This is a genomic window from Facklamia sp. P12937, assembly GCF_050409505.1.
Lineage (GTDB): Bacteria > Bacillota > Bacilli > Lactobacillales > Aerococcaceae > Facklamia.
The window spans coordinates 1-10652 of record NZ_JBNUPI010000027.1 but is presented as its reverse complement, the minus strand read 5'-3'; the positions used below and the strand labels follow the sequence as shown (position 1 = coordinate 10652).

General features: G+C 36.3%; 15 protein-coding genes and 1 pseudogene. All 16 read right to left on the bottom strand.

The genetic code is table 11. The annotated features are described in order from the left end of the window. Nucleotides 1-5: 5 nt before the first annotated feature. Nucleotides 6-896 (bottom strand): hypothetical protein, encoded by an 891-nt coding sequence (locus tag ACQV2R_RS08110; RefSeq protein ID WP_428875047.1) that lies wholly within the window; start codon nt 894-896, stop codon nt 6-8. Between the two features lie 133 nt (nt 897-1029). After that, nucleotides 1030-1236 (bottom strand): hypothetical protein, encoded by a 207-nt coding sequence (locus ACQV2R_RS08105; protein WP_428875046.1) that lies wholly within the window; start codon nt 1234-1236, stop codon nt 1030-1032. Nucleotides 1237-1312: 76 nt separating this feature from the next. Beyond that, nucleotides 1313-1588: a hypothetical protein gene (locus ACQV2R_RS08100; protein WP_428873541.1), complete on the bottom strand. Its 276-nt coding sequence runs from the start codon at nt 1586-1588 to the stop codon at nt 1313-1315. Nucleotides 1589-1590: 2 nt separating this feature from the next. After that, a complete protein-coding gene (locus tag ACQV2R_RS08095; protein ID WP_428873540.1) occupies nt 1591-1875 on the bottom strand; it encodes a hypothetical protein in 285 nt (94 codons plus the stop codon). Between the two features lie 12 nt (nt 1876-1887). Then, nucleotides 1888-2160 (bottom strand): hypothetical protein, encoded by a 273-nt coding sequence (locus ACQV2R_RS08090; protein WP_428873539.1) that lies wholly within the window; start codon nt 2158-2160, stop codon nt 1888-1890. A 29-nt stretch (nt 2161-2189) separates the two neighbouring features. Then, nucleotides 2190-2945 (bottom strand): ParA family protein, encoded by a 756-nt coding sequence (locus ACQV2R_RS08085; RefSeq protein ID WP_428892075.1) that lies wholly within the window; start codon nt 2943-2945, stop codon nt 2190-2192. A 159-nt stretch (nt 2946-3104) separates the two neighbouring features. Next, nucleotides 3105-3320 (bottom strand): hypothetical protein, encoded by a 216-nt coding sequence (locus tag ACQV2R_RS08080; RefSeq protein WP_428892074.1) that lies wholly within the window; start codon nt 3318-3320, stop codon nt 3105-3107. 58 nt (nt 3321-3378) lie between these two features. Then, nucleotides 3379-4329 (bottom strand): tyrosine-type recombinase/integrase, encoded by a 951-nt coding sequence (locus ACQV2R_RS08075; RefSeq protein WP_428892073.1) that lies wholly within the window; start codon nt 4327-4329, stop codon nt 3379-3381. An 89-nt stretch (nt 4330-4418) separates the two neighbouring features. Further along, complete coding sequence (locus tag ACQV2R_RS08070; protein ID WP_428892072.1) at nt 4419-4670, bottom strand: hypothetical protein; 252 nt, start codon at nt 4668-4670, stop codon at nt 4419-4421. A 231-nt stretch (nt 4671-4901) separates the two neighbouring features. Then, entirely contained in the window at nt 4902-5042 is a 141-nt protein-coding gene (locus tag ACQV2R_RS08065) for a hypothetical protein (RefSeq protein ID WP_428873534.1), read from the bottom strand. Nucleotides 5043-5369: 327 nt separating this feature from the next. Beyond that, a complete protein-coding gene (locus ACQV2R_RS08060; RefSeq protein ID WP_428892071.1) occupies nt 5370-5534 on the bottom strand; it encodes a hypothetical protein in 165 nt (54 codons plus the stop codon). A 103-nt stretch (nt 5535-5637) separates the two neighbouring features. Beyond that, nucleotides 5638-5817, bottom strand: coding sequence for a hypothetical protein (locus ACQV2R_RS08055; protein ID WP_428873532.1), 180 nt, complete (start codon nt 5815-5817; stop codon nt 5638-5640). A 1067-nt stretch (nt 5818-6884) separates the two neighbouring features. Continuing rightward, entirely contained in the window at nt 6885-8438 is a 1554-nt protein-coding gene (locus ACQV2R_RS08050) for a DnaB-like helicase C-terminal domain-containing protein (RefSeq protein ID WP_428892070.1), read from the bottom strand. Nucleotides 8439-8608: 170 nt separating this feature from the next. After that, on the bottom strand, nt 8609-8866 hold the full coding sequence (locus tag ACQV2R_RS08045) for a hypothetical protein (protein ID WP_428873530.1): 258 nt from the start codon (nt 8864-8866) through the stop codon (nt 8609-8611). Between the two features lie 717 nt (nt 8867-9583). Then, a complete protein-coding gene (locus ACQV2R_RS08040) occupies nt 9584-10150 on the bottom strand; it encodes a hypothetical protein (protein ID WP_428892069.1) in 567 nt (188 codons plus the stop codon). Continuing rightward, a pseudogene (locus tag ACQV2R_RS08035) lies at nt 10122-10430 on the bottom strand (group II intron reverse transcriptase/maturase); the annotation flags it as partial. The pseudogene ACQV2R_RS08035 and the gene ACQV2R_RS08040, both read right to left, overlap by 29 nt. Nucleotides 10431-10652: the final 222 nt, after the last annotated feature.

Sequence of the window (10652 nt, the reverse complement as noted above, 5' to 3'; positions counted from 1 at the left end):
CGTTCTTAACTTCTCGAGCAGGCTGTCTTTGTTATCTTTGAGATACGGCATAAGTATAAATCTAGCTCTAATTCTAATTGCTCAAACGAATTGTTATGCTCTAGTTGTCCTGTGCTAGAGATAGCATAAGGGTTAGTGTGCTTATTATTTGTCATTTTTAAAGCCCTCCTTTTATTGCTAGGGCTTTTTTTTGCCTCTTGGTAGTCCTCAATCGTCATGTCTTGCGTCTGTTTATTAAAGTTATCTTTAATGCTTTCTTTTATCTTATCAAAGGTTTGATTAAAGCCCTCTAAGTTGTCTATGTCTAGTAATTTCTTTTTACTTGTTCGATAGATGCTGTTAAATTTCTTTCGGTCTGTGCGTTTAATTTTATCTAGGTTAGTAAATTTAGAGATAGCGATATATATTTCTTTTTCGTTTTCTTTCGCTTCGCTCCAATCTTTTTTAGGGTTCCTCGTTGTTATATATCTAGCTAAAACCTCTGACTGCATAGCTAAGTAAGTATAAGGTCTGCTGTCTAAAGGTGTTTCTTTGGATTTGTTGAGTATAGCTTTGCTATCTATGGCCTTACCTATCATCTCTAGTAAGTCTTGCCATGCATACAAAGTAACTAGCGACTTTATAATAAACTCATAAGATTGACCGATTGCTTCTAAATCTTCTTGCCCTGTATTTTTTAATAAATAAAAATCGTCAAACGGTTTTTCACTTGCTTTTTGCCGTTCTTCGTTTAATAGGATATTGACGAAATTATAAGCCATACGCCATGAATTAGCGTCTAAGTTTTCCCTTAATAGTTTTATAGAGTCTTGCAAATTGTCTAGGCTTCCTGCGTGTTTTGAAGTCTGACGTATAATTTCATAGTCTTTGTGCAACACCTCGCTATATGCATTCATTAAAATTTCATATGTGTTTTTATGTTCTAAAAAATTGCTAGGTGTATAATTTACCGTTGTTAAACACTTTTCTATCTCATCTATGTCTAAGCCTGTTAACTCGTCTTTAAACTTTAGCAAAGTATTGTATAATCTAATTTTTTTCTATAAATTTTAAAATATTAGTAAAAGAAAAATAAGGATAAACTAGCTGTTCTGCTTCTCTTACTAAAGAACTTTCTATCATGTGTTGCTTAGAGATAGTGATTAAAGTATTTACTCTAGTATCTGCGGGTATATCTGCATCAAAAGCTATTTCTCCTACTTCCTTAAATTTTATAATATCATCTTCAGTTATCATAGGTTAGCCTCATTTCTAAATGGTGGTATAGGTTGTTTCTCAACTTCCGCTAATACTAATTTTCAGAAGTTACTTTTTATAAATAGAATTCTTTTAATTTTTTATATTCTATAATATCTATATAAAAAATTATTTCGTCTATATTTTCATTTGAGGAACTGCAATACAGCATTTTAAATTTTGTCCCATATTTTCCAAACATATTTAATAACATTAATGATAATATATTAAAATTATCTTTAATCGTTATCATTTTAATGTCATTTCTTTCTTCAAAAGAAATAGAGTGTTGATTAATTTGCATAGATTTTAGAGTATCTCTAAAGCCTTTTATAAAGGTATCTTTTTCCATTTTTATGTTCCTTTCTTAAAAAATTTGTCATATTTTATAATGTCCTCTTGGTGTTTCAGCGTAAATTCTCTGCCTAAATCGTTCATAATATCGTTTATGCTCGTTTGTTGAATATAGGCTATCTTGCGTAAGTCCTCAAAGATAGATGGGTAAAGCAATAAGTTAGTGCGCTTGCTTTTTGTTTCTTCGGTGCTCTTAGGCCTACCTATCTTGCTTGCTGGGGCTTGCTTGTTCCGATTGCCTCTTATAAATGCCTCTGCTGGGTTGTTTGCTGTAAAATCTTTCATTCTATCCGCTCCTTATATAAATATTTCGATTTCTCTAGTTGTCTGCCCGTTCTCATTCTCACTTATTTCTCTTTTTATAAAGCCGTTAGCCTCTAAGGCGTTTAGTGCTCGGTTGAGGGTACTATAATCAAAATTAAAGGCTTTTATAAACTCATTGTTAGTGATTCTTACCTTTTCGTTGCCCTCTGCCTTTATTTTGATATATAGCATAACTAGCTTTTGTGTGCTGTTAAGTTCTTTCGTGTTAAAAATACTGTATAGCTCGCTTGTTGGTGTCATTTGCATATATATAAGACCCCTTTTTATTGGTGTGCCTATTTTATGCCTAATTCGTCAATAAAGGCTAAATAGTCCGCTGTAACATTTGCTTTTGGTGCATAGGTTAATAAGTCATCTCTCATTGCCTGCGCTTCTTTAACGGCTATTGCTTCTCTTATCTTCGCATCAAAAACTTTCGTATTAATCATGCGTGCTGTATTTTCTAGCATCTCTGTTAATTGCTGGGTTAGTATAGTTCGCTTATCGTATCTAGTTATCAAAATGCCTGCTACTTCTAGCGCATCATTCGTATATTTGCGTACTGTTTCGATTGTCTGACTAAGCTGGGCTAGCCCTTGTATGCTGTAAATATCTGCTTGTGTCGGTATGATAACCTTGTTTGCGCTCGTTAATGCGTTAATTGATAGTGTGGATAGGCTAGGGGGTGTATCTATAATAATATAGTCATACCTTGCGCCTAATGTGTCTAGCGCTTCTTTTAGTCGGTATTCTTTGTCTAATTCATTTTGTAGCTCATGTTCTATCAAAGTAAGGTTAGGCGTTGACGCTAAAATATCCCCTTGTTTTGCGGTTGTGACTGCATCAAGCGCCCGTTTTCGCTTGGTTAATACTTCGTATATACCTGCATCAGGCGTATCAATCCCCATTCCATAGGTTAGATTGCCTTGTGGATCTAAATCTATAAATAAAACGCTATGGCCTTTGTGTCTGATTGCATTCCCTAGTATCTGGGCTGTAGTGCTTTTAGCTACTCCGCCTTTTTGATTGATTACTGCGTATATCTCTGCCATAAAATACCCCTTTATCTAAATAGTGTTATTTATAGTATTTTCTAGTGTTATGAAAAAACAATTTTTACTATAAAAAAGAAAAATATTTTTAATGTTATGTACAAAACTGGAATTGCTATTAAAAGGTAAAGAAATAAGTTAATCAGTATCCTTATTGCATCAAGCGCTAAAAAACTTTCCTAGCCACCCTTTCGCTTTCTGTTGGTCATACGGCATAGGGTCAACCATTTCAAACGGCACGCGTATGGGTCTCAGTCCACGCATAAACCCTGTTAACCGTTGTAAACTTCGTCGCCCTTTTCTTTTTTCCGCTTGTCTTTTTCTCTCTTTGATTTTTCTTAATCTAATACCGTCGTTATATCGATTAATCGCCATTTTGTTCTTCTCCTATAAGTTTTATAAATTTTCGTTGTCCGTTATTCGGATAGCGTATTTAACCAAAAATAGATTTTCCAATTCTCGCCTCGCTGTTATTCTTTTCTCGCTCTAAATGGTGTAGGTATATCATTGTTGTCCCTATGTTTTGATGCCTTAATAATTGCTGTGTTTCTTCCAATGTACCCCCGTTTAGTAAGTTTAACGTACCAGCGGTGTGTCTTAGGCTGTGTGCTGTCAATCTATCGCTATTAAAGCCTGCGTCAACTAAGGCCGTTTTAACTATTCCGCTTATGCTTCGAGTTGTCATGCGTTTGCCTGCGTTGTTGTTGCTGGTTGATGCGAACAAGGGCGCTTTAGCGTCTGCTTGCCCTCTGGCGCTTAAATAAGCCCGTATAGCTTCCTCTACCTCTGGAATAACCTTTATATACTCTGTTCTATCGTCCTTGCCTTTAGCTTGTATATATAAGGCGGTACTATCTCCCACCGCGCGCATATCTTCAATATTAGCCCTGCTAACCTCTATTGTTCTTAGTCCGCCTGTTAGCATTAAAGCTACGATAGCATAATCTCTAAGTCCTTTTAAATCGTCTGTATTGATGCGACTTAATACGCTCCCTGCTTGCTTGCTGGTTAGATAGTCCTTTTTGTGGCTCTTAGATATTTTAGCCCCTTTAACACCTTTAGCTATGTTAGGGTATAAGCCTTTTGCTTCGGTAAAATTAAAAAGTTGGCGTATGGCTATGATGTAGTTTTGTATGGTTGATGCCTTTTTGCCGTCTTCTAGCAAGGTTTGCCTATACCTTAAAATATCTTCTCGTTTCGGCTGTGTTACGCCGTTATCATACATAAATTTAATGAATTGCTTGATTGCTCGTGTGTACGTTTTGACGGTGTTTTCTGATACGTCTATATAATTAATAAACATATTGTAAAACTCGCCAAAATCGACATTATTTGCCGTTGTGATAGGGTTGTTGTTTGTGTGTATAGTTTGTATATCATGCATATTATTACCCCCTGTTTAGTATAGCTTAATTTGCTCTAACTTCCGATAACTTTTTTATTTTTTTATAAAAACGGGGCATAATACCCCGCCTAATCAATGTTATATGCTTCTTTTATTTTATTTTTTAACGTTTGATGCGTGACTGTATCGTTTAAAATAACACCTATAAGGTCAATCGCATCAACTAAAGCCTGTTCTATTGGTTTATCTTTGTTAATGCTCTTTATAAGTTTAGAGGTTAGCAAATTACTGCGGTTATACCTCTTTAACTGGCGTTTGTATGCTTCCCTTATAAATAGCGCCTGCTTCTTGGCGTCTGTTGTCATTTTAGGCTCTTTCAAAAGGCTCTCGAAAGGGTCTGGAGGGGCTGGTGTGGTATCCCCCCAAATTTTATTAGCTTGTCATAATCAATTTTATCTGTCATTTTATGCCCTCTAATATAATTTAAGCTGTTTTCTTATTTCTTCGGTATCTGCATGTATATCATAAGCAGCCATGAAATAATCTCTAAAATCGTCTAAGTCTTTAGCGTTTTGAGCTTCTTCCATTAATATAATTTGTTCAGCTTCATATCAGGCTATTAAAAAGTGCAGCTCTTCGATTGAGTAGTTTTTTTCTTTTAACTGCTTTATTCGTCGGCTTCGATATTTGTTTACTCTTTCTAAAAAAGTCCCTTTATTATTTTTAATTAATTTAAACATTTCAAATTTCATTTTTAATTCTCCTTTTTATCTATTCGTTTTGAGTAATATACTTTTACCTTATAATTAGTTATACTGCTGTATGGTTCTTTAAAACTTTCTAGTATCTCAAGGATAGGTCATCTTTAATAATATTTATCAAACAGTCATTTAATCTCTGGGCTATTCGCTTAGTGGTTTTTCTTTATTTATATCTGTGTCACTCTGTGTCTGTCCTTTTTTAAAGCATTAAGATAATTCTGGTTGTTCTTCTTTTATCTGGTCTGATAAATCAAACAAAATACACGCCACCTCGTCTAAGTCTTTTAAGATGCGCTGGTTGTAGTGAAACTGCGTATCTTAAAATCTTTTCATCATGTATACTACATACTGGTAGTCCTTCTCTTTAATCATTGATAAAGCATCTATTTGCTGTTGATATAGTTCGATAACTCTCATATGGTCGCATACGTTTTGTGCCCATTGCGAAGCTTGTTCGTGTGTTAGTTTTTGTTCTTTTTCCATTGGTTTGTTTCTCCCCTTATATGTGTTATAATTGGGGTATCTAAATAGTGGTATTTAACGTACCCCTTAGCCTGTGAGTAGTGCCTCTACTTGCGGGCTTTTTTTATTGCGCTTTTAGCGCTTCGATTGCTTCTAATACCCTTGCTTTGCGTTCTGGTTTTAATGGTGTTCTTAGCCACAAAACAAGCGTACCTGCTGTTATCCCAATTTGCTGTGCTACCTGCCAATGCTTTAAGCCAGCGTCTTTTATCTTTTTCCTAATCGTTTTATTGGCTTTATCCATAAGTTGCTCCTTTCTTTGAAAGTTTAGTACACAAGTTATTATTCAATTACTATGTGTATAATAATAACACTGATGCTTATTTAAATCTATATAAATAGGCGAGTTTTATCTAATTATTATGTGTATAGTAAAACGTTGCATGTTAACAGCCTTATAATTACCTAACGCTGGTATATATGTAGGGTACGGGTGCTAATTACGCTTTAATACTGTTTCGTAACCTTTGTAAAATCTTGGAATGTATATTTGCATACCCCTATATTTAAGGCTTTATTTTTTTATGCTTAAAATTTTTAAACGGCTTTATATCAACGATAGTTTGGCGTGAGAAAATATGTACAGTACGGCGTGAAGTTCGGCCGACAGACGGGAGGGTGAGGTATGCCCCGTCTTTTATATAACCGTACCTCGATGGCGGCTCTTTTATCGATCGCATCTCCTATGCTTGTTGAGGTATGTTGAAACTCTTATTGTTGGAATATGTCGGACAAAACACTAAATTTCGCAACGTTTCGAACTTTTAAAAGATGCGCTTATACTCTGCCCGCCTGCCCTGTGATGCGCCTTTGTTTTTATGGAGTTATCAGGTTTTAAATATTTGCCCCCCTCTCACGCGCGCGCGTATATTTTTTCGGAGTCTTCCCCCCTCCCAGTTGTCTGGTTCCCCGTGGTAGGGGCATTTGATTTCATGGGGGGTATTGTCCACTTTATTAGCTTGGGTAGTACCGCATCATTAATTAATCATTATCGTTTTATAACTAAAATGTGCGACGTCGGTTTTTTAAAAATATATGGACATCATTTATTGGCTTATATTTGCGTTATGTGACGTTTTAATGTTTTATGTATAGAGTTTTTTACATGTTCTTAGTTAAAGCTTCTGTAACGTTAATTATTTAACCGCACGAGTGCATCAAGGTACTTACTATTATCTATAAATATTATTGCCTTTACTTTGAGTCAATCTACCCTCATGCCTCGCTTGTTATTTATTAGTCCTATATCTCGCTTTATAGCCGTTTTAATTGCTTGGTTATATTAAAAACACTAGGGCATAATAAAAAGCCCTAAAATAGGGCTTCAGACTGAAGACAAACCCTTTGTGAGTTAATCTCAAATAAAGGGGTTGTCTTCAGTCTGAACACTGTTTTATCAGTGTTTATTTTATCTGTTGCTCGTTCGTCATAAGGCGCTAATATCTGTAAGAAGTCAATAATCACTAATGACGGTTCTTTTTCCCACTTAATATGCTGTGCTACTGCTTGCCTTATTTGTTTTGCTCCTATATCCCCTTGCCCCTCGTGTATAAAGATATGCTTAGCAAAGTTCTCGTATTCTTTAATACCCTCTGCAATGATTTCCTTTTCTTCGCTTGTGTAGTTCTTCCAAAATCTACCTACCGTTATACCCCTAACGCTCTTAGCATTTTTAATTGATGCGCCTTTAGCTATCACTTGCTCATAAGTTAAGCGTGATATTGTCTTGGCCATGATTTCGTGCCTGCTCATCTCTAAACTAAAAATAAGTACGTCTTTGCCTTGTTTAGCTACTGCATCTGCAATCTGTAAAGATAGGGTAGTTTTTCCTAACGAACTGATAGCACCGATAACATAAAGCCCCTCATAAAAGCCACCATCTAAATATTTGTCTAAGTTTTTAAAGCCTGTTGATATGCCTTTCTTGTTATCCTTGATAATTCCATCAATAAAACTAGGTAAATGATGCGCTGGTGAAGTTCTGGCGTATAACTCGGTTATTTGTAAGTCTCTATCCGCCTCTGTTAGTGCATCTAATATTTTTGTAGGTACATTGTTAATATCGTACTTTTCAAGGTCTATTTCGCCTGCATCGATCGCCTTTATAATGGCCTCGTTCTGGTTTCGTGGCGCTTGTTGGGCTGGTGATGTTCTATCCATAAAATCAAGTTGCCCCTTATCATTGTTATGTTTTTTATACTCTGCCTGTACTTTCGCATCATTCCTGCAAAGTTCTATCATAGCTTTTTGACTTGGTAAATCTTTGATAGCTGTATCTGTTATGCCTGCATCTAACTCTCCAAACTTATGTATCCTTACTAAATCAAAGGCGTTATTATTTCCATGTGCGGGGTCTGTGTCATGTTCAGAGTATAAATAACTAGCTTCGCCAAAATCATGATATACTCTTGCGCCGTCTGTACTGCTTCCGCCCGTCCACGAATAGCGCTCTGTCCTTGTGTTGTAAGTATATGCTTCGGGTATAAACTTGCTTATAGCATCATGGATATTATAGGTGCGGTTAAATGCGCCAATATAGCCGTATTTCTTGTGAGGGTCGGTTATATCTCCACTGGGTCTAGTTCCTGTTACGTCTACCTTTGCTTGTTCTTTAGGGTGTAGGTTCCATTCCTGCGCATAATCGGTAGTAGAGTATTGGCTTAATACTGCTTGTGTATCTATTGGCTTACCGTCTGCCCATTCGCATATATACTCGCCATTTTTAGGGGTTGTAGGGTAAAACATGGCTCTGGCTGGCTCAAACGTTGAACTGTCTAAGGCTTCCATATCCTGCGGGTTAATACCTGCTATATATCTTGCTATCGCCTCATATTCTTTAGGGCTTACCTCTTTGTCTAAAGGCATTAATAGTCTAAATGCTGGGGTGTCTGCTAAATGCGAGTGAGTAGTATATAAAATAAAAGCATAATCAGAAGCATTTAAACGGTCTGTTATATCGTTAAAATGTTCTGGTGTTCCGTTGTCAAAGTCAAAGGCTAATAACGTTCTTAGTAGTATATTTTTATTATCTCTGTTTAACCCTGCTCTTGGTTCATTGACTGATAGCCACCCCCTACAAAAGCGCCTCTTTTATTCTTATGACTTAGTTTGTATTCTCTTTGCTCTGCGTATTTTTTGCTATTTTTGTCATATTTCGCGTGATAGCTTTCTACGGTGTCTGTGGTAGCATATTTATCTTTAAAATCTTTTATAAAGTCGTTCCAATCGACTAATTTATTTTCATAACTATTAGCTATTCTTACGCTTGGGGTTGTTGCTATTTTAATTTGCATTGTTTTGCCTCTTTTGTAAATAGTTTTTTTAATACCTCTGTTTACTCTGGGTACTTTTTTGTAGGTCATTTTTGTCACTATCCATTTTTTAGGGGTGCCATTTCTGCCTATTTTATCTTTTTAGGGTGTGCGTTTTGTGGTCTTTTCCCTTTTTAGGGACTCCAATTCTTCATTTTTGTTTATATGTGTTAGCTATCACTCCTTTTGCGCTGGCACTGGTTTTATACTTACCTTTTCATATCTCCCCTTTTACACTTTGTTTACACTCTTTACTCTTGCGCCTTTAGATTACCTTTGTTTTCGCATCAATTTGCTACACTTATTTTTAATTCGTGAACGCTGGGGCGGTGTATAGGTTATCTAGATTAATTGATGCGCCTACCTTTTTGCCCCCGCTGTCGCTGGGGCTTTTTTTCTTGCCTTTATATTAAGGCCTGCTCGCCTGCCCTAGCAAGGGCGGGCTAGGCCGTCTAAGTATACTTACATGTACTTACGTATACTTATGGTCGGTTTTTTTAAACACTGTAAATCGTTGGTGCTCTAAGGATAAGGCGTGTTTTTTAACTCGTTTAACTTGTGCTAAATGCCGTAGGTACTTGTGCTAAATGACGGGGGTGTTAAATTGCATACGCTTATTTTATTACAATGTATACAAAACCACTAAATTACTGTATGTATAATAAACAGGCCAAAAATTACCCGCTAAAATCAAGCGGGCTAATTTAAGGCTTTGTTAAAAGGTGTATATTGAATTATAAACCCTTCAATGGCTCTGCTACCGTCTAATTTGTAAATATCGTAGCCTTTAATAAATTTCATTTTTTTCCATTCGGTCAATATGTTTTCGGCATTATCTTTAAGAGTCCGTCTTTGGTTATAGGTAGGGTTTGTTTTGCCAACTTCTTTGCAAAGTGTATCTAGTTTTATCTTATTGCCTTTAACTTTGTTGCGGTTGTTGCGCATAGCTAATATGCGGGTAGCTAAGGCGTTCCTTAGTAAAGCATCATCAAAGCCTTTGCCATTCTCTAATAACTCGCTAGGTATAAGACTGATTAAGCCGTTATTAGGGTTTAAATGTCTAGCATACATTAATAGAGGGGGCTCGCTTTGTATTTGATAGGTATCTGTTGCTTTACCGCCGTTAAATCTAGCGTATACCCGCTTTAAAACGATCAAATTTTCATCAATAATAAAACTTTGTAAATCGCGAGGTATAGACCGTTTGAATATTCCTGCCCATTCCGCTGTTGCGTCTATAACTATTTTCGGAAAATTGTTTTTCATAGATTGGGCTTAATACTTGGGGGATCCCTTGTTGTATCAGTCTATCTATTACCGTCGGTATTCCTAACTTTCGGTATTCCCCTTTTGTTTCTTTGGGAATCTCTACCCTTAATACGGGTCGTGGCTTGTATTTGCCCGTTCTTAACTTCTCGAGCAGGCTGTCTTTGTTATCTTTGAGATACGGCATAAGTTCATATACACTCATCTCATCGATTCCGCTAGCTCCCTTATTGGATACTACTCGCTGATAGGCTTTATTCAGATTTTGTCTATCCAGTATCTTCTCAAGTAGCCCAGCATCACTAAAGTTTGTGTCGATATGTTTTGTTTCAGTAATCCTCTAATAGGCGAATGCTCTTAGCTCCTCTTTCTGTTCCGCAGATACCCTCCCCAAGTAGCCCTCTGTTTCTTTCTAAGGTTTTCTATTCTTGTATCTATCATTAGTTACATTCATTTTCTTCATATCTCCTAAAGTTCACTCCTTCCCCATTCGGCTTAAGCC